Below are 23,655 nucleotides of genomic sequence, written 5' to 3' on the forward strand. Positions count from 1 at the left end.
ATGCCTTCAGTTTACTTTTTTAAGTATAATCAAGTTGGCATATATTTGTAAATCACTTCTCTGTAATTGTCGCTGTCATACATTGGTGACCTTATACAAGAAAAGAGACCCCGAGAGGTCTCTTTTTCATTGATATGACAGGTTTTTAAGGCCTTACTTACATCATGCCGCCCATTCCACCCATGCCACCCATGTCAGGCATAGCTGGTTTTTCTGGTTCTGGCTTGTCAGCGATAACCGCTTCAGTTGTCAGGAACATAGCCGCAACGGAAGCTGCGTTTTGAAGAGCGGAACGCGTTACTTTCGCAGGGTCAACGATACCTGCTTCGAACATGTTCACCCAAGTATCTGTAGCGGCGTTGTAGCCGATACCGATCTCTTCTTTTTTCAGACGCTCAACGATAACAGAACCTTCTTTACCAGCGTTTGCTGCAATCGTGCGGATTGGCTCTTCCAGAGCGCGCAGAACGATGTTCACGCCTGTTTTCTCGTCGCCTTCTACTTGAACAGCAGCAACAGCGTTGTATACGTTAACGAGCGCTGTACCACCACCGGATACCATACCTTCTTCAACCGCAGCGCGGGTTGCGTTGAGGGCATCTTCGATGCGCAGTTTGCGTTCTTTCAGTTCTGTTTCAGTAGCCGCACCGACTTTGACCACAGCTACGCCACCAGCCAATTTAGCCAGACGCTCTTGCAATTTTTCTTTGTCGAAATCGGAAGTGGTTTCTTCCAATTGGTTGCGGATTTGCTTCACGCGAGCATCGATGTCTTCTTTGTTGCCGGCGCCATCCACGATGATGGTGTTCTCTTTGGTTACGCGCACTTGACGAGCGGTACCCAATTGATCGATGGAAGCTGTTTTCAGGTCGAGACCGAGCTCTTCCGTAATCACTTGGCCGCCAGTCAATGCAGCGATGTCTTGCAGCATGGCTTTACGACGGTCACCGAAGCCAGGAGCTTTAACAGCAACAGCGTTAAACGTACCACGCAGTTTGTTCACGATCAGCATCGCTTGCGCTTCGCCTTCGATGTCTTCCGCGATCAGAACGAGCGGTTTGCCTTGCTGCACGATTTTTTCAAGGATCGGCAGGATCTCTTGCGTGTTGGTTACTTTTTTATCGGTGATCAGGATGTATGGATTCTCAAGAACAGCTTCCATTTTATCCGTATCAGTAATCATGTATGGAGAGATGTAGCCGCGGTCGAATTGCATACCTTCTACAACTTCCAGCTCCGTCAAGAAGCCGCGGGATTCTTCAACGGTGATGACGCCGTCTTTGCCCACTTTATCCATAGCTTCTGCAATCAGTTGACCTACTTCTTCGTCAGCTGCAGATACGGAAGCGACTTGAGCGATTTCCTGGTGGTTTTTAACTTCTTTCGCGATGTTTTGAAGTTCAGCCACAGCTGCTCTAACCGCTTTGTCGATACCCTTACGGATGATCATTGGGTTTGCGCCAGCTGTTACGTTCTTCAGACCTTCACGGATCATAGCTTGAGCCAGAACCGTTGCCGTTGTTGTACCGTCACCGGCAACATCGTTGGTTTTGGTAGCTACTTCTTTAACAAGCTGAGCACCCATGTTCTCGAATGCATCTTCCAGCTCGATTTCTTTAGCGATGGTTACACCGTCATTCGTGATGAGCGGACTTCCGAATTTCTTCTCAAGAACCACGTTACGGCCTTTCGGTCCGAGTGTTACTTTAACTGCATTTGCCAAAGCGTCTACACCGCGAAGCATTGCGCGACGGGCGTCTTCACTGAACTTAATGTCTTTTGCCATGGTATTACATACCTCCCTAGTGGATTATGAAATCGTGAAACAAAGATATATTCAGGCGTTCATTAGCCTAAGATCGCGTGGATGTCGCTTTCTTTCATAATCAAATATTCTTTACCTTCGTATTTGATTTCTGTTCCAGCGTATTTGGAGAAAATGACGCGGTCGCCTTCTTTAACTTCCAAAGGTACACGTGCGCCGTCTTTCAGGGAGCCACTGCCTACAGCAATAACTTTACCTTCTTGCGGCTTTTCTTTAGCAGAGTCAGGAAGTACAATCCCGAATGCCGTAGTTTCTTCTTGTTCGATCGGTTCTACCAATACGCGTTCACCTAAAGGTCTGATCATGAAAAAATAGCCTCCTTTAAATATGTTGTGATGCTTTTTTCAAAGCTTTATGTATTAGCACTCGACAACCCTCAGTGCTAACAACCAATTTTATGATACTCAAGTTGTCTTAAAATTTCAAGTCCTTTGCATGATTTTTTGATCATTTTTTTTGCAAATCGGACTCTGCTCAGGGTTGTCCCTAAACCCCCTACTCCATTGTATCCATGACCAGCCAAAATATGCCTGAGTCTTAAGGAACACTGTACGGCTGAATACCAAATGACGCTCCCCTTTCGTCAAACTGTGAATGACTGCGGTCCGCCGGTTCCCCATCCTTCAACCAGCGCGTTCCGAAAAAAAGCATCCAGCCTTTGATCCAGATTCGTGTCTTGGTGCTTCTTATCCTTGACTAGCTGATCATATTCGTTCAATTTCTCTTCGATGAATGCGTTAATGATGGGAAGTTTCGGTTTATCATCCATCTCTTCGCCCGAACGTTTGCGAAGAAGCAACTGATTGATCTCCTGTTTCAGTGCACTTCCCTGATCTAATAGGCGATCCGTAAGCAGCTCGAATTCCATGGGAGGCATCTCGTTGTAGGTCTGAATCCAGTCGCATGCCAGGATCGGACGCAGTACATAGAAATACTTTTTGATCTTTACGTCTCCCCCTTGCAAATACATCCGGTAATTGCCTTTGGCCATGTTCAGGTAGTGGTGCATGCAAGATTTAGGCGAGAAGGCAAGCGGAGATATGCTGCGGATTTGCTGGGCGATGCCAAGCGTCTCCTTATACTTGATGGGGGACTCCAACCACTCGAGCAGGGGTGGATTCGACTTGCGAAAAAGCCCCAGTGCTTTTTTCAAATCCCAACCGCTCATATCCAGCCTGTCGCTGATCGGCCGCTCAATCACATCTCGCTTGTCGAAGATGGACAAATACCACTCCACGGGTCTGATATAGATAAACCTTACGTCATAATCGCTGTCTGTCGACGGGAAGCCCCAGGCCCTGCTGCCTGATTCGCATGCATACAGGATAAGAATCCCTTCCTCCCGCTCAATCCGCTCAAGTTCTTGCTGTATCATCAATTTCATTTCTTCCGTTATATTCATATCCGGAATCTCTCCTTCTGTATTGGCCGTGTGATGTCCAATATCCTTATTGTCTTCCAAGCGTTCATATTTCAACAGGGCGAAAGTAAGGCGCTAGCGAGATATGCTCAAGATGAAAGTTAGGACGTTATGAAATGATTCCCATGCGACCGGGAGCTAATGCACTTATGAAATTGATTTTTAACCATTCGATTCTTGAACAAAAAAACAACCCGCAAACCATGCTCCCGTGGAGTGAGGTTATGCGGGTTGTTCTTTTTCTCATGCGGTCCTATGTTGCAAAACAATTGTCATCACTATCAATCCTCTTCATCTACCTGTAAGTACCGCTTGTCCTGTTCCATGTCCGCCTCTAATTGCTTGCGGTAGACCACGGAAGACAGAAATAAGCTGAATTCGTACAGCAGCAGCAGCGGAATCGTAACCAGGATATCCGATATGAAGTCGGGCGGCGTAATGAAAGCCGCAATGAACGCAAGCGCGAAATAAGACACTTTGCGCATTTTCTTAAGCCGCAGCGGATTCAGAATGCGGATTTTCGTTAAGAACATCACCACAAGCGGCAGCTCAAACAGCAAGGCCAGTGGCAATACGAGATTAAACATGAAATTTAAGTAATTGGTAATTCCGTAGGTTTCCTGGAGCCCCATGCTCTGTGTAATCGTTGTAGTGAACGACAGCGTCATCGGAAACACGATGTAATATCCAAATGTTATCCCCACGATGAACAGAAGAAACGCATACGGTACGTAACGAATGGCAGCTTTCTGCTCTTCTTTGCGAAGTCCCGGCTTGACAAACGCCCACAGCTGATAGAAGATCAGCGGAACGGAAATGACAAGCGAGAAAATGGCAGCGATTTTCATGTAAATCCCGATACCATCCCAGAAGGAGAACGCATGCAGTTCAAAGTTCTTGGCTTCTTCCGCTGCCGTCAAATAATGATAGATCGGCTCCGCAACAAAAAGCCCACCGATCAGCCCCGCTACGAATACCACGAGCACGACTATAATTCGTTTGCGAAGCTCGCCCAAATGCTCTACAAGCGCCATATCTTTCACTTGCTCCGACATGTTAACCACCACCCTATATGTGACCCTGACAAAACAAAATCCCTCCCGAAGGAAGGGACTTCAAACCTTGCATTATTCCGGAAGACGCTTATCCTCAACCTTGGTTGGCTCAGCGGCAACGGCTTGCTGGGGAGCCTCTTCTTTCTTCTTCGCCGGTGCATCGTCAGCAATAATCTCGCGCGCACCATCCTTAAACTCACGGAATGTTCTTCCGACCGCACGTCCCAGTTCAGGAAGCTTGTTCGGTCCAAACAAGAGTAGGGCCAAAATGACGAGCAAAATAATACCCGGCACTCCAATTGTACTCATATCTATTCTCCTCCTTGTCCTGCTTAATGCCTTTAAAGGACCTCAGGATGATCTAAATCCGTCACGCCTTGCACTACAACAGGTGTTAACTAAAGACCATAATCCGACTACAGCAGTTGAAACAAGCTCATATACCGCCATCATACCATAATGTAAATCACATATACAGTCTAGAATCGTGACAGATTATTTACATAATTATCTAATAGGGTACCTTTAGAGCTGCTCCCGATACTGCCCTGTTACCATCAGCAGTGCCTCCGGAAGCTGATCCATGACCGCCGCCAGATTCTCGTGCACGCCTTTGGGCGAGCCCGGCAGATTGACAATCAAGGTACGGCCGCGGACGCCGCATACACCCCGAAACAGCATCGCGCTCCGATTCTTCTGCATGACGGTAGCACGCATCGCTTCTACGATGCCGGGCACTTCCCGTTCGATGACCCGCTTGGTTGCCTCCGGGGTAACATCGCGGACCGCCAGCTCCGTTCCGCCTGTCGTGAGCACGAGATCCACTTGATAATAATCCGTCAGTTCGATCAATGCCGCGATAATTTCATCCGGCTCGTCCGGTACGATCCGGTATTCAATAATTTCTCCGCTCAGCTCTTCCTCCACCAATTCCCGGATCACTTGAGCGCTCGTATCCTCGCGTTCCCCCCGCGAACCTTTATCGCTCGCCGTTAGGATCGCCGTTTTCCACACCATCTGCCCTCTCTCCCTTCCACTCGTTCGAATCTCCTGTCTCTATGCAATGCTATGTTGTTTCTTGTATGTAATCCCCGCTCTTCCCACCGGTTTTGCTTACCAGGTAGGTCGGGCCGATGACCATGTCTTTTTGCAAGGCTTTGCACATGTCATAGACCGTCAGCGCAGCCGCTGAAGCTGCTGTCAAAGCTTCCATTTCAACGCCGGTTTTGCCTGTGGTCTTCACGGTCGTTTCTATATATAACTCATCTCTAGCATTATCGCTGAACTCCACATTCACGCCGGTCAACGGCAGCGGATGACACATCGGAATCCAGTTTGACGTGTTCTTGGCCGCCATAATAGCCGCAACCTGTGCTACAGCAAGCACATCTCCCTTGCCGATCTTCCCCTCATGGATGCGAATCAGCGTATCTGGGTGCATACGAACCGTAGTCTTTGCTACCGCTGTCCGGGCCGTTACATCCTTATCGCTGACATCCACCATTCGTGCTCTGCCTTGGCCATTAAAATGACTCAATTCCATCTCTTATCCCTCCGCTGCAGGTCTGGCCTTCACAGTATGTCCCCGTTCCGTAACCAAACCGTCCAATACCTTATCATGCTCTTCCATGGGAACATGCTCCAAGACCTGAACCTCGTAGCCGATTCCCACCCACAAAGGCTCACCGATCTGACGAGAGGTGTCTTGTGCTCCTTGACTAAGCCTGTCCGACAGCCGGTCATAATAACCGCCTCCGTATCCAAGTCTTCCGCCCTTCCTGTCAAACGCAAGCCCAGGCACCCAGATGATATCAGGCCTATGATCCATCCATTTCTGTGATCGCTGCGGATCAGGCTCCAGAATACCATAAGCTCCGGGAATCAGCTCATTCCATCCCTGAAGCTTATACAATTCCAGCGAACGGTCTTGGGGCAAACTCCGGGGAACGATAACCTGAATCCCCTGCTTCCATGCCCATTCAACCAGCGGCCGGGAATCCAGTTCGGAGCGAAAGGGGACATAGATCATCATGCTCTGAAGTCGGAGCCGCTTCATGACCTCCGAAGCAAACTCGCAGGCTTGCTGTGATCGCTTCGCCCGCTCCTCCTCAGATAATTCATCCCTGCGTGATAGCATCAATTTGCGCAGGGCATCTTTTGCGGATACCCGCTTCAATTCTTCCTCAGGGTTCAACACGTGATCTTTCCTCTCACGCTTATAATTAAGTTTAGTTTACCACTGTTCCTTCCTTTAGCCAAGAATGCAGGAAGTCGCCAATCATGGTCGATTGTTCGGTCATTTTCATGTACACTTACTTTAAGATATCAAATCGTATAGACTTCAAAGCATGACCATCCTGATATCGCAAGAAAAATAGCTTCTAAAAACGGTCTGTCTTCTGTGAGTGTACGTCGGTAGACGTTTTTCTTATAATGAAGAATTAATCGAATAAACATATAGAATGATGGAGGTTTCACATAACATGCTGCTGCAAGCCAATGGCATTACGAAATTATACGGAGTTATGCCCGTGCTGGACGGGATCAGTCTACAGGTGCTTGAACGCGAAAGAATCGGCCTTGTCGGAGTCAATGGAGCCGGGAAATCGACCCTGCTCAAAATTTTGGCAGGCGAGATGTCTTATGATGGGGGGCAAATCTACAAGGCTAAGGAAACCACCGTCGGTTATCTTGCCCAGAACAGCGGGCTTCAGTCGGATTCGTCGATATGGAACGAAATGCTGGATGTCTTCACTCCCCTTCTGGAGATGGAGCGCGAGCTGCGTCAGATGGAGGAACAAATTGCCGACCCGAAGTCAAACGAGGATCCGAAGAAATACCAGGAGCTTCTGGATCGTTATGCGATCCGTTCGGACTGGTTCAAGGATCAAGGCGGTTATGAGATCGAAACACGTATCCGCAGCGTCCTCCACGGCATGGGATTTGGCAGCTTTGCGCCGGATACCTCCATTGCCACATTAAGCGGCGGGCAGAAGACAAGACTGGCCCTTGCAAAAATATTGCTGCAGGCACCCGACCTGCTCATGCTGGATGAACCGACGAACCATCTGGATATCGCGACCCTCACCTGGCTGGAGGATTATCTACGAGGCTATTCCGGTTCATTGCTTGTCGTTTCCCACGACCGCTATTTCCTGGATCGTCTCGTGACGACCATCGTTGAAATCGAACGCCGTCACTCCAAAAAATATACGGGCAACTACAGCCGGTATATTGAGCTGAAGGCAGCGGAATACGAATCCCAACTGAAGCAATATGAGAAGCAGCAGGATGAGATCTCCCGCATGGAGACCTTCATTCAGCGAAATCTGGTCCGGGCCTCTACGACCAAGCGCGCGCAGAGCCGTCGCAAAGCGCTGGATAAAATGGAACGGATGGACAAACCGCTGGGGGATCTGAAGAAAGCACACTTTTCTTTTGAAGCCGAGTATATGTCAGGCAAGGATGTGCTTCATGTGCGGGATCTGGCGCTTGCGTTCGAGCAGGACAAGCCACTGTTCCGGCAGGTTTCCTTTGATCTCAGCCGCGGAGAAACCGTAGCTTTGATCGGTCCCAACGGGGTTGGCAAATCGACGCTCCTTAAATGCCTGATCGGTACATTGAAGCCAACGGCGGGATCGCTGCAATGGGGAACAAAAGTGAAAATCGGCTACTACGATCAAGAGCAATCCGAGCTGAATCCGAGCAATACCGTTCTGGAAGAGCTATGGGGCACCTATCCGCATATGGAGGAAGCCCGCATCCGCACCGTTCTGGGCAACTTCCTCTTCAGCGGCGAAGATGTGCTCAAGAAGATCAGTTCCTTAAGCGGTGGGGAAAAAGCACGCGTCTCGCTTGCCAAGCTGATGCTCCTGGAAGCCAACATGCTCATCTTGGACGAGCCGACGAACCATCTCGACTTATTTGCAAAAGAGGTTCTGGAATCCGCACTAATGGATTACGAAGGCACTTTATTGTTCATATCCCATGACCGTTACTTCCTTAACAAAATGGCCGAGCGCATCATCGAGCTTCATCCGGACGGCATTCAACATTTCCTGGGTAATTATGACGACTATACGGAGAAAAAGCAGGAAATTCTCGATATGAATGATGAACCTTCCGAGCCGTTTGCTCGTCACACCCTGAAGCAGGAAGGGAAAGCCGAAGCTACCGTCGAGAAACAGGGAGCCGTTTCCTTTGAAGCCGAGAAGCAAGCAAAGCGGGAGGAACGAAACCGTCAGCGCAAGCTCACAAGTCTGGAAGAGCAAATTCATGCTTTGGAATCGGACATCTCCGAGCTAGAGACCGAGATGACGCTGCCGGAGATCTATCAGGATTATATGGCACTCCAAGAACGCCAGCAGTCGTTAGAGGAGAAAAAGAGTAAGCTTGAGCAAATTTTTGCCGAATGGGAGTCATTGCTGGAAACTTAAAAAAAATTCACAAAAGTGTTTCAAATTGAGTTTTGCATTTATACACAAACTTATCCCCAATAATGGTGCATAAGTTTACCATGGAAATGGCCGAAATGGCCATTTTTTTGTTGTTATTCGCGCATCTTCGGTCCTATATCCAACTTTATCCACTAAGTTATTCACATTATCCACAGTTTCCACCGAAGAAATTGAAAATCCTGTCCCCTCTTTTCAGCGTCTTGCAAAAGACCGATTTATCGACATTTTTCTCGCTTATGCACATTTTTCGGCGAATATGTGGATAACGTTGTTCACAACTTGACAGAATTACATGTCTTATATAATAGCCTTCTATATAGACTTACCACTTGTTATTAGCCAGTTATATTAAGCTAGATTTTGAAAAAAGCGACCTTCCTCAGTGCAGTTCGGAAGGTCGCTTGTGCCAACAATTATCGAAGTGGAGACGCTAAGGTTCCCTGTTCAGCTTCCTCGCCTCTAGACCGACATCAACGCCGAGTTGCATGCAGCAACGTATGCCAGACCTGCGGACATAACGATATCCTGATGCACGGCCGTGCCGCGGAAGATCTTGCCGGCCTTCTCAACCGTGACCGCCGCTTCGGCATGCGCATCTTCGCCGCTGCTTAACGAATGAAGTTCCAAATCGCCAAAGCGGATGTCGCTGCTAATTCCTTGGCTGATCGCCGAAATAACGGCTTGCACCGGACCGTCCGCCACGCTGGAGTAGGTGGCTTCCGTTTGCTCGCTCAGATGTCGCAGCGTGACAGCCGCAACCCGGCTGCTGCCCGTTCCCGAAATGACCTGCGCCTCGGTCAGCTCATATACTTGGGCCGGTTTTCCCAAAGTGCTGCTCACCATCTGCAGCAGCTGATCATCGCTGACCACCTTCTGGCGGTCAGCCGTCTCCTTGAAGGTATCGTACAAGGACTCCATCTCGGCTCCATCGAGCTGGACACCGTATCGGGCAAGACGATCTTTCAGCGCATGACGACCGGAATGCTTGCCCAGCACGATCATGCTCCGCGGGATGCCCAGCTTTTCCGGGTCCATAATCTCGTAGGTGCTTCGATCCTTCAGCAGACCATCCTGGTGGATGCCGGACTCATGCTGGAAGGCGTTCCGGCCGACCACAGGCTTATTGAAGGCAATCGGAAAATGCATCGCGCCGCTAACGAGACGAGATACTTCATACAGCTTCTCGGCCGTAATGCCCGTCTCTGCCCGCAGCATGTCACCCCGAGTAGATAGAGCCATGACCAGCTCCTCCAGTGCGCAATTGCCTGTACGCTCGCCCACCCCATTCACGGTAACCTCGATTTGGCTTGCGCCATTCTCAATCGCGGCCAGGCTGTTGGCCACAGCCAAGCCGAGATCATTGTGGCAGTGGGCGCTGTAAGCGACCGTCTTTCCGCCACGGGCGCCTTCCCGCACACGTCGGAACATCTCGCCGTATTCATTCGGAAGCGCATATCCAACCGTATCGGGCAGATTGATCATCGTTGCACCCTCTTCAATGACAGCCTCCACCATCTCAATCAAGTCGTCAATACTGGTACGCGAGGCATCCATCGCCGTAAATTCCACCACGTCGCTGAACTGCTTCGCATATGCTGTCATCTCACGTGCCCTAGCCACCACATCCGGACGGCTCATGCGCAGCTGGTGGCGAAGATGGATGTCGGAAGACGAAATAAACAGATGGATTCGCCTTCTGGCCGCGTCCTGGGTGGCCTTGACGGCAGCATCTATATCCCCTTTCACGGCACGCGCGAATCCGCATATCTCCACCTGCTGCAGCTGTCTCGAGATAGCCTGCACAGCGGCAAACTCCCCGGGACTGGACACCGGAAACCCGGGCTCCATCACATCAACGCCCAACTCAGCCAGCTTTCCGGCCAGCACAATTTTCTGTTCAGGCTGCAGGCTTGCTCCTGGTGCCTGTTCCCCGTCCCGTAACGTGGTATCGAATATTTGGATGGTTCTCATGGATTCACTCATTTTTGTATACTCCTCCTTGGTTATGGTATGACCCGATTTCCTACGGGCTTGTTGTCCCATCTGCTCGATATGTTCGCTTTACGTCCGCACGTCGACTTGCGTCCGCATCCCACCCTGCTGCTGCCGGCAGCAAAAAAGCCCGCCATCTCTTCATAATAAGAGACGACGGGCTAACACCCTCCGTGGTACCACTCTAATTGACGCGCCTCGTTCGCAGCCGTTCTGCCGCGACATATACACGCCCACTCACTGTCCATAAACTCCTCATGCCGGCCGGACATGAAGAGAATGGACATCCTGATGACGGAGGAAACTCCGTAAGAGAGTACGGCCGCATTCATCGTCATTGGTCTGTCTTGCTCCATCAGCCGATGTGTGCTGTTCCCCTCTTCCGCTCCCGGGCGAGATTCAAAGCTTGCTGCCGCTGCGTTACACCAAAACCGCAGCTCTCTGTAGACAGCCCTCTTTTACTGCTCCCGTTCATCGCGTTTATACGATATGCTGTTATGCAGAATCTCATGATATCCGGCACTTCACCGAGTATCTTGCCTCTTTGTACTGTTTCGTTGTCATATGCCTACTTCTGCTTGATCAAAGCATTAGCTGCCTAATAAGTATGCAAAAAAGCCTGCCATCTCTTATTCAAGAGACGACAGGCTATCCTATCGCGGTACCACTCTTGTTGACTCTAAGCTCCCGGGTTCATACTGCTGTCTCCCGGACCTTAAAGCCCCCTCCATCGCCAAATCACAAATGATTTGTGTGCAGCCGTTCTCACGGAGGCCATCCCGTAGCAAGGTCAAACTCCGCAATCCAATCCATGCCTGTTCGGCATTTCATTGCGCAAGGTTCCCCCGCTCCGCTCCCAGGTGAGTTCAGGTTCCTCTCGTCTGCGTTGCACCGTCCCGCAGCTCTCTTTATCCAAGGTTCACCTTACTGGTCCTGTTCTTTGCGTTTCAACATTCTGGAATTTGATCAAGATTATACGTCCTATATAGAGACGTGTCAAGACGCTTTAGCTTAGTGACTGCGCCCAAAGTTCCAGCGACATTTGGGGGTCGGCCTTCATATCGAGCGGTGTAAAGTTCCCCTGCTTCCATTTCAGATGCGCCGCGGCAGCAATCATCGCTCCGTTATCGGTACAATACTGGAATGGCGGGATCGTAAGCATAATCCCTTCCTGCTCGCAACGTTCAGCCAATGTTTTACGGAGCCCGCGATTAGCGGCAACACCACCGCACAGCAGCAACTGCTTGGCATCATATGCTCTGACCGCGCGAACCGCCTTTTCCACGAGCACTTCGACCACCGATTCCTGGAAACCCCGGGCTATCGCTTCCGTCCGGACTTCTTCTCCACGCATTTTGCTCTGATTGACGACATTTAATACAGCCGATTTCAGACCGCTGAAGCTGAAGTCGTAGGAATCCGGCTCCAGCCATACACGGGGAAGCTCCACAACCTCTTCGGCCTCCAATGCCATACGGTCAACATGCGGACCCCCGGGATACGGGAAGCCAAGCGCTCTGGCCACTTTGTCGTACGCTTCGCCAACTGCATCATCGCGCGTCCTGCCGATCAACTCAAAGCTGCCTTCGTCTTTCATGTAGACCAGCTCGGTGTGACCGCCGGAAACAACCAGTGCCATACAAGGGTAAGCGATATCGCCCACAAAGCGGTTGGCATAAATATGACCCGCAATATGATGCGTACCGATTAGCGGCTTGTCAAGCGCAAACGCCAGGCTTTTAGCAGCCATAACGCCAACGAGTAGCGCTCCGACCAGACCAGGCCCCTGCGTTACGGCGATCGCCGACAAATCCTTCATTTCAATGCCGGCCTCAGCTACGGCTTGTTCAATAATTAGCGTGATGCTCTCCACATGCTTGCGGGATGCCACCTCGGGGACCACCCCGCCAAAAGCTTTATGCGTTTCAATCTGGCTGGCAATGACGCTGGACAAAACCTCGTAGCCATCCTTTACTACGGCAACCGAGGTTTCATCGCAGCTCGTTTCTATCGCCAATATGCAGCTGTGCTGTTGGTCTACTCTTTCTTCATTCATGATAGCCTTTGACTTCCTTCCTCGCCATCGTCCTCCCGATAAGGGGGCAGATCTGCCCACATGATGAGTGCGTCTTCCTGGTTATCGGAATAATACCCCTTCCGGACACCGGCTGGTTTAAACCCTTTTTTGGTATATAAGTGCTGGGCAACGTGATTGGATACCCGAACTTCCAGCGTCATTTTCTCCATTCCCATATAGGCAGCGGTCTTCATCAGTTCCGTAAGCAGTCGATCGCCCCACTTGCGTCCGCGGTACTGCTCCAGCAGCGCAATATTCGTAACGTGTGCTTCGTCAACGATCGTCCACATGCCCGCATATCCAACCGTCTTGCCTTCGTACTCCATAATCATATAACGTGCAAAATGATTCAGTTTCAGCTCATTGTGAAAAGCTTCCTCGGTCCAAGGCACGGTGAACGCTTCACGCTCCACCACGAGGACCTCCGGAATATCCTCCAGGGTCATCAACCGAAAGGACAAACCGTCTTCACCATTTACCGGCTTCTTCTGCTGATCCATGACGAATCCTACGCTCCCTTCACCGCTTACGCAGCAGGTTCGCTTCCGCTTCGGAAAGCTGTGTATAATTGGGCACCAGTGTATGCACATCATCCGCTTCCCCAGCGAGCAACCTCGCTGCTCCCAAGTACCCCATCCAGCGGCCTTCAAGCGAATACGGATGAATATGCAGCCCGTCTCCAAACCCAGGCTCAAGCCCGCGAGCGGTTTCGGCATGAAGCTCCACTTCCCCAGTAAACCAAAGGCAAACCGGGCGCTCCTCTTCAGGCAGCTTGCTGATCCGTTCCTGTATGGCCTCCACCCAGGATTGCATCAGGCGAATACCGTCTGCCTCCATACGTATCGGCGCATCCTCTTGGCTCTCTGAATCGACAGCGAATAATGCCGTGTACACTTGTCCCCGTCTTGCATCCAGCAGCGGAATTACCCAGTGGACTCCCTCCTTCGGCTCGGCTTGATGCCATCCGGAGTTCAAGCCCCCCCATGCCAAGGCATGCAGGCTGGATACCCCGACAACCGGGATGTGATTAGCCCATGCCAATGTTTTGGCAGCCGTTACCGCAATCCGGATCCCCGTATAAGAACCCGGACCTACTCCTACAGCAATGCCGTCCATCTGGTCCATGCCGAGGCCTGCTTCCGCAAGCGCCTGTGCCATCACCGGGTGCAGATGCACCGAGTGGTTGCGGTCCGCATTCGTGTTCACTTCCGACAGCAGCTTGTCCTGCTCCATCACGGATACCGTCAGCGATGCCGTAGACGTATCCAGCGCCAAAAACCGCTGCTGCGGCTTCGTGTCATTGTTGTTCATTCCAGCTACCCCATTTTTCATTCAAATCCCGGCACCACTCGCCATAGGGCTCGCCCTGGCTTGAAAGTGTGATGATCCGGTGAGTTTCGCCTGTCGTTTCAAGCTGGACATGCAGATAACGCTCCGGCAAAAGTTCGGTGATCAGGCTGCTCCACTCCACGAGACAAACCCCTTCTCCAAAAAAGTACTCATCCAGCCCGAGCTCATCCGCTTCATCGATCGACAAACGGTACACATCCATATGGTAGAGCGGCAGACGCCCCTCATATTCTTTAATAATCGTAAATGTCGGGCTATTCACAACCCCGTTCACACCAAGGTGCCGTGCAAATTGTTGGGAAAATGCCGTTTTTCCTGCTCCAAGATCTCCGTCCAGGCCGATGACAGTCCCTGGCTCGGCCCTAGCGGCCAGCCAAGCAGCAAGCTGCTCCGTCTCTTCCAGACTGCTTGAACTCATTCGAAACCGGCCCTCCGTACGGCCATTGTTCACTGATAACCCACCCTTTACTTAGTTTGCCCATATCTTAAAATACTTGATCTTCATTATATCGGTCCTCCCAATCCGCTGCAAGAACATGGGTTTCGCTTTTAAGTTTGGGATGAGAAAAGAAACGTCAACCCAGGTATCAAACACTGACACGATGTAGTCAAAGATCAAGCCTTATAGTTAAACCAGAACAAAGATAAACCATGATAAAAACCTTGAGGAGGATGAAAATGAATATAACAAACATACCGAACACAGCCCCTTTTTCCGAAACAACTATAACTCCCTTTCACATTGAAATTCCGGATTCGGACCTGATTGATCTTAAGGAACGTTTGGCCCGTACTCGCTGGCCTGATGATCTGGAGGATAACCACTGGGATTATGGCACGCCGCTGTCTTACCTAAAGAAGCTATCAACCTATTGGAAGAATTCATATGACTGGCGTAAATATGAAGCCATGCTGAATGAATTTCCTCAATTCACGACCACCATCAATGGACAAAATATCCACTTCCTGCATGTTCGCTCCCCTGAGCCTGATGCACTGCCTCTAATCGTTACCCATGGCTGGCCAGGATCGATTGTAGAGTTTATACATATGATTGAACCGCTCACCAACCCAGGCAAGTACGGTGGAAATCCATCCGATGCATTTCATCTCGTGATCCCCTCCCTTCCAGGTTTCGGCTTCTCCGGGCATACAACGGAACGGGGATGGAACATCGAGCGTGTAGCTAGAGCGTGGGATGAATTAATGCGTCGCTTGGGCTATGAACGCTATGGAGCTCAAGGTGGAGATACCGGGTGTTTGGTTTCGGCTGAACTTGGCCGGATCGCTGCAGAGCGTATCATTGGCGTTCACTGTAATGGTTTGTCGGTGTTCCCAACCGGAGATCCTGCTGAAACCGAGAACCTTACGGCTGCAGAGCAGCTGCGCTATGGTGAATTAGCCGGTGGCGGATTTGACGGGTCCGGATATGCCGTCCTTCAAGCAACCAGACCGCAGACACTATCCTATGGCTTAACAGATTCCCCAGTTGGTCAGCTTGCATGGATTGTGGAGAAGTTTAAGGCATGGACAGATCCAACGGCAGATCTCCCTGAGGATGCGGTTGATCTCGATCTGCTTCTTACAAATGTCTCAATCTATTGGCTCACAGCTACAGCAGGCTCATCTGCAAGAATCTATAAAGAAAGCTCCAGTAATTGGGGAGAGCCAGCACCCTATTCCTCGGTGCCCACGGGCGTGGCGGTCTTCCCCAAGGACCTTTCCATTCGGAGCATGGCTCAGCGCCAGTACAACATACTGCATTGGTCAGAATTCGACCGAGGCGGCCATTTCGCCGCATTGGAAGCTCCTGATTTGCTGGCTGATGATATCCGATTATTTTTCAGAGGGATTCGTTAACGACGTAGTCAACACAAACACACCTTATCCGGCTTCCAACGATATGGGACCCGTACAAGGTGTGTTTTTCGTGTTTATTAACCGATTAGACGGAGCTAAAGAGCCCCTACAATAAGCTATTCGCCTTCTTTCAGCCGGTCTACGTTCACAGTCAGTGTATTGGTCGGGCGGGAGCCAACCTGGACGGTGGCCATCCCGTTCTGCTGATCCACATGCTCGATCCACACGGACTCCCCTCCCAGGTTGACCTTGTAAGTATCCTTGGAGTTAAAAATCTCCACGGCTCTCTGTATCTCCATACGTTTAGTCCTCCTTCTCCATATTTCTTGGCGATTCGTCCACGACGTCCATCGTATCGGTTGTGGAAGGGCCGATCAGCCCGTTATCCAGGGTGACATTGCCTCCGCCAAGGCCTTCGTTGATCATCCGGTCAATATCGAACATCGTAGATTCCCGAGAGATCTCGCTCTCCTCCGAAGTTAGGCTGTTCCAATCCACCATCTCCCCGTTCACCGGTTCTGCAGCGGAATGATCCGAGGCTCTGTCCTTCTGTATCTCTTCAGACGTTTCGGTTTCTCTAGGCTCCATCATAACGAAAATTACCTCCTTATACAGGCAGAGTTCATCGTCAATATGCCACAATCGGGTTCTAATTATGCAATCCTGAGCTATAACTCATACTAGAGTCTTTTTTTGGGCACACTAATAGAGGTAGTACAAAAATTTATAGCAGTCGTTTATTGCGTTTACTACACGGTCATACCCAAACATATTAAAATTTGATAGGAGGTTTCATAGAATGCATACGGTATGGAAGGGCGCGATCAGCTTTGGTCTGGTGCACGTGCCCGTCAAGATGTTCTCGGCTACGGAAGATAAGGATATTTCGATGCGCTACATTCACAAGGAGTGCGGCAGCCCGCTCTCTTACATCCGCAAATGTCCGGTATGTGAAGAGGAAGTGGCCTGGGAGGAAATTACGAAGGGGTACGAATATGAGAAGGGGAAATTTGTACTGTTCGAGAAAGAAGAGTTGGAGCAGCTCGCGGAACAGAACAGCAAAAACATTACCATTCTGGACTTTGTGGATCTGACCGAAATTGACCCGATTTATTTTCAAAAGACGTACTATCTCTCGCCGGATCAAGCAGGTGCAAACGCATACCGGCTCCTGCTGGAAGCGATGAAGCAGTCAGGCAAAATCGGCATCGCCAAAATCGCTATTCGCTCGAAGAGCAGTCTGGCCGCGATCCGGGTGCTCGATGAATGCTTGTCGATCGAGACGATTTTCTACCCGGATGAGATCCGGCCGATCTCTCAGGTCCCGAATTTGCCTGAAAGAACCGAGGTCAACTCCAAGGAACTTGATATGGCCAAACTGCTGATTGACCAGCTGTCAACTCCCTTTGACCCTGAGAAATATACGGATGATTATCGCGAACGTCTGCTGGATCTGATCAACAGCAAAGTGTCCGGTGAAGAGATCAAGATTGCCCCTGCTCGTCAGGAGACCAACGTTGTCGATCTGATGGCTGCCCTCCAGGCAAGCATCGAAGCCGTAAAGCCAATCGGAACGGATCCGGGCACCAAACCGAAGCCGCGTAAACCAACCCGGAAGACAGCTGCCAAAGAACCGGCTGCCAAGGTCAGCGGCGGGGAAGGCGAGCTTGACGCACCGAAGCCGAAGCGCCGAACAACCAAATCCAAGAAATCCGACTCCACATCCTGATCCGTATGGGACAAATGCAGAATCTGCTGCCCAAAGAGCCGATGGCACCGATCTCGACGGATCAAATCACGACAGCCGAGGATTGGGGTTATCAGCTGAAATGGGACGGCGTGCGCATTCTGGCCGGACTTGACCAGAACCGCGTATCGTTATATTCCCGCAAGCTGCTCGATAAAACGTCTCTGTATCCCGAAGTCGTTCAGGCATTATCCGGCCTGCAGGATCGGCGTCTTCTTTTGGATGGCGAGGTTGTCTATTTTCATCCGGAGCTGGGTCGTCCCGTGTTTCAGAAGGTTCTTCAGCGGGAGCGTTCGCGTGCGATCAGCACGAACGCTCCTCTGTTTACTTATGTTCTCTTCGACATTCTGGTGGACGGCGACCAAGACTTGCGTAAGCTGCCCTATCTTGAACGTCACCACCGCCTGAAGGAGATCGTTTCCGACACACCGGGCCTGCTGACCGCGGATCTGTTTCTTGAAGGCGAGCATTTATGGAGTTGGGCCGAAGAACGGGGATGGGAGGGCATTGTGATGAAGCGCCTCTCCTCTCCTTATCGTGAAGGCAAGAAACATCGGGATTGGTACAAGAAAAAGATCGCCGTGAACATGACAGCCTCCGCCGTCGCCATGATTATCAGGGAAGGCCGTGTCGCCAGCCTCGTCATTGCCGATGACGACGGTAACTACATTGGCCGGGCTTCCCTGGGGCTTAATGAGCAGACGAAGAAGCGGCTGCTGCAATATGCCGAAAGCCATCGTGCTGATGCGATATGGAGTACGCTCCATACCGACCTGAAGAAAGAACAGCTGGCCTGGCTTAGCCAGCCGCTTTCCGTTCAGGTCACATTTCTTGAATGGAGTCAGGATGGCATGATGCGCCATCCCAAACTCGTATCGATTGAGGGGGTGTAAACCATATGGCTCGTACCGTCAAAGGGACCCTAATGATCGAGGGACAGGAGATTCAAATTACGAATCCCGACAAACCGCTATGGCCGGAAGTCGGCATTACTAAAGCGATGTATCTGCAAAAGCTTGCGGCCATCTCCCCGTTCCTGCTCCGGTACTGCCGGGGCAGACTGCTCACGACCATCCGGTATCCGCACGGGACCGAGGGCGAATCCTTCTATCAGAAAAATGCGCCGGAGCCGCTGCCGCCTTTTGTGCAGACCTATGTGCACGAAAATATTAACTACGTGCTGCTCAACGGACTGCCGGAGCTGCTCTGGCTGGGGAACCTAGCAGCGCTTGAGTTTCATCCTTCACTACACCTTGCAGGCAGCAATCTACCCTGCGAATGGATGATTGATCTGGATCCAACGCTGCCGGAGGAGCCGCGGATCATGGAGGCGACTGCGATTATAGGGGACGTGCTGAGCTCCTTGGGCCTGTCCTCCGTCCCGAAAACCTCAGGAGCAACCGGGGTGCAGATCATCGTGCCGATTCCGGAAGGCATTACGTTCGATGAACTTCGCACGGTCGGACAATTCGTGGGGCAGTATGTAACCGAGAAGTTCCCCAAGCTGTTCACCATCGAACGACTTAAGAAGAATCGCGGCGATAAAATCTACTTCGATTATCTTCAACACTACAGCGGAAGGACGCTCGCCGCTCCGTATACCCCACGGGCCCGACGGCTGGGGACCGTCTCCACGCCGCTCACTTGGGATGAGGTCCGTCAGGATGTTTCTCCCACGGATTTTCATCTGCTGAACATTGAAGAACGGCTAAGAGAGAAGGGCGACCTGCTTCAGACCTTGCCTCCGCAACCGATCGAGAACGTCATCCGACATCTGAAGCCCCAAGGTAAGGGAGCCTCAAAAAGGAAAGGATAGCTGTTCAATATCCGGCATTAGCTCCTCCCCGGAGACCGGCACTGCCGGTTGTGGCAGCTTCCTTGGCTGTGCAGGAGCAACCAAGTCCCCCACTGAAAGTAGATGCTCGCGAGCGCCTTGAACCTGCGTCCTGTTCTCTTGAGAAGTCCCGCTTACGATCGTCCCGGATTCGCTCACTACAGCAGCAGATGCCCCCGTGGTCAGTCCATTCAGCTCATATTCATTCAGCAGCCTGGCTGCCATCGATTTGAAGGAACGTACGTAGTGCTCTTCGGCATATGCGCCCTGTCCATATAACTCGCGGTAAGGCTGAACCACTTTGGGAAACTGGTGTTTAAGTGTTTCGATGTACCATTTCTTCACGTCGCGCGAGAGTCTCAGTAACGAGATCATGGCAAAGGAAACGCCCCTTACCTTCGCCTGCGACAGGAGATCCTTCAGTTCCGACTCCTTATCCGTCAAAAAGGGCAGCACAGGCGCCACAAACAAGCCCGTTCTTATGCCTGCAGCCGATAATCGGTGAATCGTATCGAGCCTGCCCTCCGGATGAGGCGATGCCGGCTCCAGCTTCCGGATGATGTCCCCATTCAGCGTGTTGAGACTTATGTTAACGGACACATTCTCCATTCGGGTCAATATGTCCATATCTCTGAGCACGAGCGGAGAGCGCGTTGTAATGCTTGTGGAGATGCGGTATTTAGCAAGCAGCTTCAAACACTCCCGCGTAATGCCCTCCTTGCTCTCGATCGGCTGGTACGGATCGGTTGCCGTACCGATCGTAACCTGTCCAATATATCTGCGCATCGCTTCAATATCATGATCAAACTTCCTCGCTGCACTCGATAACTGCTTCTCCAGCGCTTCGGCTGCATTCGACTTCATAAAGATATGATGCTGAAACTCATCTTCCGCCCCCATGCCGATAAAGGATTGGAACGCACGGGCATAACAAAAGCTGCAGCCATGCCCGCATCCGCGGTACGGATTGATGGACCAATCGAAGGGCATCCTCTCTTCCTTTACTCTGTTTAAAGTCTGTTTGGTAGTTATCCGTTCATATAACGTGCGAGCCACTCCGCTTCCTCCCCTCTGATCCTTTACTGCTGTATGTTGAACTATTTCATATCTTAACAAACATATGTTCTTATTATAAGTGGATTTTACTGGATTTACAAATAAACCTCCAGCAACCCCTTATACGAAAAGGTTGAACCCGGTCCAATTGCTATTTATAATTAATATATATCATGTGATATGTATCGACTGTTTCACATATAAATAATCTAAGGAGTTGCAGACAGCAATGGCACCAAAAACGAAGTTCACCAAACAAGATATCGTGCTAGCCGCATTTGACATTGCTCAGACGGATGGAATCGAGTCCATTACGATTCGAAAAGTAGCCGAACGTCTGGGCAGCTCCATCGCGCCAATCTATGTCAATTTCAACGATGCTGAGGAACTGGTTCAACAGGTCGTCGAAAAGGCCTTTCAGGTGGCCAGAGGATTGATTGAAGATCAGCAATCCGGTCAGCCGTTCCGGGATATCGGCATGGCAAGTCTGCGATTCGCGAAGGAATACCCTGTGCTCTACCGGGATTTGATCATGAAGAACAATCCCCATATGAAGAATACCCCGGAACAAATTCGTGAGGTTATCGGGTTAATGAAGTTGGACCCGGAGCTTGCGGGATTTTCTGATCAGGAACTGCAATCGATTTTTTTGAAAATGCAAACCTTTCAGACAGGTCTCTGTGTCATGCTAGCCAATGATTTGTTCACCGAGAGCGTGGATGACGACAGGATGATCCATATGATGGACGAAGCCGCTGAGGATTTCATTCGTGCCGCTCGTTTGCGGAAACAGCAAGAGACATGAATCTGCATAAGGTATCGATAAATTAGGATCCATGGGAGGTATATGGAGAATGGGAAGAGCCCTGGAGCAGTCGCTTCTGGATAAATGGTTGGCTCAGATCGCCAATAAAAGAAATGTGTTTAGCACGGTTTTGTGCGTCGAGGACCAGAAGCAATCACTCTCCCTTGTCAGCAGCGGCGGGGAGATGCAGACTGGGGACCGCTATTTCATTGCCAGCGTGACTAAATTGTATGTGACAGCCGTAATCTTGAAGTTACGAGCAGAGCAGCGGCTTCAACTCGATGATCCCATCAGCGAGTACCTTTCAAAAGAGATCATCGCGGGACTCCATATGATGGAGAACAGGGAGTACACCGAAGAAATTACCGTCAAACAGTTAATGTCCAATACGTCAGGCATCCCGGACTATTTTTCCGGAGACGTCTTCTCGGAGCTCATCGCCGGGCATGATCAGGCTTGGAGTCTGGACAAAACATTGAATGCAGCGAGACGGCGAAAGCCTAAATTCATACCGGGACAGCAGAAAAAAGCCCAATATTCCGACACCAACTATCGGCTGCTTGGGCTGATCATCGAGAATATCAAGGGTGACTCCATTCAGAGCGTATTCAAGGAATACATCTTCGACAAGCTGAATCTGACACAGACGTATTTCTATCATAACCCGGAGGATACGACTCCCGTTCCATTCTATTATAAGAAGAAGCGTTTGGACCTTCCGCAGTACATGGCGTCAATCGGAGCGGAAGGCGGCATCGTCTCAACGGCAAGGGAAACGATGATTTTCCTGCGGGCCTTTTTTAACGGGGAGTTGTTTCCGATAGGTGATTTGGAGGAACTCCAAAGGGAATGGAACTTTCTCTGGGCACCTGGTCCCTTTTTCTATGGCACCGGCATTTCAAGACAGCCGCTTTCTCCATTTGGCTTGAGACGAGGACTCATCGGTCACTGGGGTCAATCCGGCGCCTTTGCCTTCCATCACCCTGAATCAGGACTTTATTTCACCGGAACCGTTAACCAGGCTATCGGTCAATCTGCGGCTGTGCAGGCGATGGCAAGAATCATTCGTCAATATGGACGGAAAAAAAAGGAACTTCGCTTGCACGCAGATGTCCCTTAAACAAAAAAATGTTCCACCCGTGTTAACTCTCAACATGGGTGGAACATCGGAATATTGGTGCATTAATGAATGGCCTTCTTCTTAAAGCGGCCGCCCTTCACGTCATGGATATTCCCAATGGCAACAAAAGCCTGGGAATCCCAATCTTCTACGATGGATTTGAGCTTCGCTTCTTCCAGACGAGTAATGACAACAAAGATAACTTTCTTGCTGTCGCCGGAATAAGCGCCCTCTCCCTCCAGATAGGTTACACCGCGCCCAAGACGTTGGGTCAGCGCATCACCGATCTCCTTATGCTTATCACTGATAATCCAAACCGATTTGGATTGATCAATGCCTTCAATTGTAATATCAATCAGTTTAAACGCCAGGTAATAAGCAATCAGCGAGTACATGGCATGATCCCAACCGAAAATAAATCCTGCGCTGCCAAGAATAAATACGTTAATGAACATCACGATTTCACCGACAGAAAACGGCGTCTTTTTGTTGATCAGAATAGCCACGATTTCCGTTCCGTCCAAGGAGCCGCCGGACCGGATAACAAGACCAACCCCGATTCCGAGTAGAACGCCGCCGAACACGGCCGCAAGCAGCGGATCAATGGTGATCGGATCCACGGGATGTAGAAAATAAGTTCCAATGGACATGATCACGACGGCGAACAGCGTGGATAATGCAAAGGTTTTCCCGATTTGTTTATATCCCATAAATAAAAATGGAAGGTTGAACAAGGTCAGGAATACACCTAGCGGAACATTGGTGATATGGGAAACCATAATGGATACACCGGTAATGCCTCCGTCAATAATTCTGTTGGGTACCAGAAAGATCTCCAGCCCTACTGCCATCAATACCGCACCGAAAGTTAAGAACACCAGACGACGGAGAAGCTTCAAGGTGGTTGAGCCTGCCTTGGGATTCTCCGGCTTCTGCTGCTCCGCTTTCACTTGCGCAAGAATCTTCACATCACTTGACATAAATCTCCCCCGTTCAACTTATGAAAAATAAGCTAATTTATATTTATAAGTGAAACCCTTATAAATATTCTATCATA

24 protein-coding genes and 1 other annotated feature are annotated in these 23,655 nt (G+C 50.4%); of the genes, 7 read left to right on the forward strand and 17 right to left on the reverse strand.

From position 1 onward, the window contains the following. Nucleotides 1–157: 157 nt before the first annotated feature. The 8 genes from groL to AB4124_RS04510 all read right to left on the reverse strand — a co-directional run bounded on the left by groL (nucleotide 158) and on the right by AB4124_RS04510 (nucleotide 6,497). Nucleotides 158–1,786: a chaperonin GroEL gene (gene groL / locus AB4124_RS04475; RefSeq protein WP_076324708.1), complete on the reverse strand. Its 1,629-nt coding sequence runs from the start codon at nucleotides 1,784–1,786 to the stop codon at nucleotides 158–160. Between the two features lie 62 nt (nucleotides 1,787–1,848). Then, on the reverse strand, nucleotides 1,849–2,130 hold the full coding sequence (gene groES / locus AB4124_RS04480; protein WP_006212454.1) for a co-chaperone GroES: 282 nt from the start codon (nucleotides 2,128–2,130) through the stop codon (nucleotides 1,849–1,851). Between the two features lie 278 nt (nucleotides 2,131–2,408). After that, nucleotides 2,409–3,227, reverse strand: a complete 819-nt coding sequence (locus tag AB4124_RS04485) for a nucleotidyltransferase domain-containing protein (RefSeq protein WP_441971348.1) — start codon at nucleotides 3,225–3,227, stop codon at nucleotides 2,409–2,411. A 299-nt stretch (nucleotides 3,228–3,526) separates the two neighbouring features. Beyond that, entirely contained in the window at nucleotides 3,527–4,300 is a 774-nt protein-coding gene (tatC, locus tag AB4124_RS04490; RefSeq protein ID WP_441971350.1) for a twin-arginine translocase subunit TatC, read from the reverse strand. 72 nt (nucleotides 4,301–4,372) lie between these two features. Continuing rightward, complete coding sequence (locus tag AB4124_RS04495) at nucleotides 4,373–4,609, reverse strand: twin-arginine translocase TatA/TatE family subunit (protein WP_076324711.1); 237 nt, start codon at nucleotides 4,607–4,609, stop codon at nucleotides 4,373–4,375. Nucleotides 4,610–4,825: 216 nt separating this feature from the next. Further along, nucleotides 4,826–5,317: a MogA/MoaB family molybdenum cofactor biosynthesis protein gene (locus AB4124_RS04500; RefSeq protein ID WP_076324712.1), complete on the reverse strand. Its 492-nt coding sequence runs from the start codon at nucleotides 5,315–5,317 to the stop codon at nucleotides 4,826–4,828. Between the two features lie 49 nt (nucleotides 5,318–5,366). Beyond that, entirely contained in the window at nucleotides 5,367–5,843 is a 477-nt protein-coding gene (moaC, locus tag AB4124_RS04505; protein ID WP_076324713.1) for a cyclic pyranopterin monophosphate synthase MoaC, read from the reverse strand. A gap of 3 nt (nucleotides 5,844–5,846) precedes the next feature. Further along, on the reverse strand, nucleotides 5,847–6,497 hold the full coding sequence (locus tag AB4124_RS04510; RefSeq protein ID WP_256720729.1) for a 5-formyltetrahydrofolate cyclo-ligase: 651 nt from the start codon (nucleotides 6,495–6,497) through the stop codon (nucleotides 5,847–5,849). Nucleotides 6,498–6,783: 286 nt separating this feature from the next. On the opposite strand from AB4124_RS04510, the gene AB4124_RS04515 reads away from it, so the two are divergent. Then, nucleotides 6,784–8,736, forward strand: coding sequence for an ABC-F family ATP-binding cassette domain-containing protein (locus AB4124_RS04515; protein WP_441971354.1), 1,953 nt, complete (start codon nucleotides 6,784–6,786; stop codon nucleotides 8,734–8,736). Nucleotides 8,737–9,216: 480 nt separating this feature from the next. Here AB4124_RS04515 and AB4124_RS04520 read toward each other — a convergent pair whose 3' ends face one another. From AB4124_RS04520 to tsaE, 5 genes are all read right to left on the reverse strand, one after another. Continuing rightward, nucleotides 9,217–10,740, reverse strand: coding sequence for a 2-isopropylmalate synthase (locus AB4124_RS04520; protein WP_441971356.1), 1,524 nt, complete (start codon nucleotides 10,738–10,740; stop codon nucleotides 9,217–9,219). A gap of 155 nt (nucleotides 10,741–10,895) precedes the next feature. After that, nucleotides 10,896–11,233 (reverse strand) — a binding site (T-box leader). 522 nt (nucleotides 11,234–11,755) lie between these two features. Continuing rightward, entirely contained in the window at nucleotides 11,756–12,805 is a 1,050-nt protein-coding gene (gene tsaD, locus AB4124_RS04525; RefSeq protein WP_441971357.1) for a tRNA (adenosine(37)-N6)-threonylcarbamoyltransferase complex transferase subunit TsaD, read from the reverse strand. Continuing rightward, nucleotides 12,802–13,326, reverse strand: a complete 525-nt coding sequence (rimI, locus tag AB4124_RS04530; RefSeq protein WP_339267807.1) for a ribosomal protein S18-alanine N-acetyltransferase — start codon at nucleotides 13,324–13,326, stop codon at nucleotides 12,802–12,804. Before rimI ends, tsaD begins: the two co-directional genes overlap by 4 nt. Nucleotides 13,327–13,345: 19 nt before the next feature. Beyond that, nucleotides 13,346–14,137, reverse strand: coding sequence for a tRNA (adenosine(37)-N6)-threonylcarbamoyltransferase complex dimerization subunit type 1 TsaB (gene tsaB / locus AB4124_RS04535; RefSeq protein WP_441971360.1), 792 nt, complete (start codon nucleotides 14,135–14,137; stop codon nucleotides 13,346–13,348). Further along, on the reverse strand, nucleotides 14,124–14,594 hold the full coding sequence (tsaE, locus tag AB4124_RS04540) for a tRNA (adenosine(37)-N6)-threonylcarbamoyltransferase complex ATPase subunit type 1 TsaE (protein WP_430183273.1): 471 nt from the start codon (nucleotides 14,592–14,594) through the stop codon (nucleotides 14,124–14,126). Before tsaE ends, tsaB begins: the two co-directional genes overlap by 14 nt. A 260-nt stretch (nucleotides 14,595–14,854) precedes the next feature. Here tsaE and AB4124_RS04545 point away from each other — a divergent pair, with 260 nt between their 5' ends. Continuing rightward, nucleotides 14,855–16,036, forward strand: coding sequence for an epoxide hydrolase family protein (locus tag AB4124_RS04545; RefSeq protein WP_441971361.1), 1,182 nt, complete (start codon nucleotides 14,855–14,857; stop codon nucleotides 16,034–16,036). Nucleotides 16,037–16,152: 116 nt separating this feature from the next. On the opposite strand, the gene AB4124_RS04550 is transcribed toward AB4124_RS04545, so the two are convergent. Next, complete coding sequence (locus tag AB4124_RS04550; protein WP_076324721.1) at nucleotides 16,153–16,335, reverse strand: H-type small acid-soluble spore protein; 183 nt, start codon at nucleotides 16,333–16,335, stop codon at nucleotides 16,153–16,155. A 4-nt stretch (nucleotides 16,336–16,339) separates the two neighbouring features. After that, nucleotides 16,340–16,627 (reverse strand): hypothetical protein, encoded by a 288-nt coding sequence (locus tag AB4124_RS04555; RefSeq protein ID WP_215157765.1) that lies wholly within the window; start codon nucleotides 16,625–16,627, stop codon nucleotides 16,340–16,342. A gap of 208 nt (nucleotides 16,628–16,835) precedes the next feature. Between AB4124_RS04555 and ku the strand changes: the two genes are divergently transcribed. The 3 genes from ku to ligD are packed head-to-tail and all read left to right on the forward strand — an operon-like array spanning nucleotide 16,836 to nucleotide 19,599. Next, complete coding sequence (ku, locus tag AB4124_RS04560; protein ID WP_098748766.1) at nucleotides 16,836–17,765, forward strand: non-homologous end joining protein Ku; 930 nt, start codon at nucleotides 16,836–16,838, stop codon at nucleotides 17,763–17,765. A gap of 14 nt (nucleotides 17,766–17,779) precedes the next feature. Next, the gene (locus tag AB4124_RS04565) at nucleotides 17,780–18,676 is read left to right on the forward strand and encodes an ATP-dependent DNA ligase (protein WP_441971364.1); all 897 of its coding nucleotides are present in this window, start codon (nucleotides 17,780–17,782) and stop codon (nucleotides 18,674–18,676) included. A gap of 5 nt (nucleotides 18,677–18,681) precedes the next feature. Continuing rightward, nucleotides 18,682–19,599, forward strand: coding sequence for a non-homologous end-joining DNA ligase (gene ligD, locus AB4124_RS04570; RefSeq protein WP_441971366.1), 918 nt, complete (start codon nucleotides 18,682–18,684; stop codon nucleotides 19,597–19,599). Here the strand turns inward: ligD and AB4124_RS04575 are convergent. After that, entirely contained in the window at nucleotides 19,582–20,673 is a 1,092-nt protein-coding gene (locus AB4124_RS04575; RefSeq protein WP_441971368.1) for an SPL family radical SAM protein, read from the reverse strand. The two genes, ligD and AB4124_RS04575, sit on opposite strands and share 18 nt — an antisense overlap. Before the next feature lie 229 nt (nucleotides 20,674–20,902). Between AB4124_RS04575 and AB4124_RS04580 the strand changes: the two genes are divergently transcribed. Both AB4124_RS04580 and AB4124_RS04585 read left to right on the forward strand, forming a co-directional pair. After that, nucleotides 20,903–21,478, forward strand: coding sequence for a TetR/AcrR family transcriptional regulator (locus tag AB4124_RS04580; protein ID WP_441971370.1), 576 nt, complete (start codon nucleotides 20,903–20,905; stop codon nucleotides 21,476–21,478). 49 nt (nucleotides 21,479–21,527) lie between these two features. Then, on the forward strand, nucleotides 21,528–22,598 hold the full coding sequence (locus AB4124_RS04585; RefSeq protein WP_441971372.1) for a serine hydrolase domain-containing protein: 1,071 nt from the start codon (nucleotides 21,528–21,530) through the stop codon (nucleotides 22,596–22,598). A gap of 62 nt (nucleotides 22,599–22,660) precedes the next feature. Here the strand turns inward: AB4124_RS04585 and AB4124_RS04590 are convergent, their stop codons facing one another. Further along, a complete protein-coding gene (locus AB4124_RS04590; RefSeq protein WP_076324728.1) occupies nucleotides 22,661–23,578 on the reverse strand; it encodes a YitT family protein in 918 nt (305 codons plus the stop codon). Nucleotides 23,579–23,655: the final 77 nt, after the last annotated feature.

It is taken from the genome of Paenibacillus sp. 2KB_20, assembly GCF_052115765.1.
Classification (GTDB): Bacteria; Bacillota; Bacilli; order Paenibacillales; family Paenibacillaceae; genus Paenibacillus_AQ.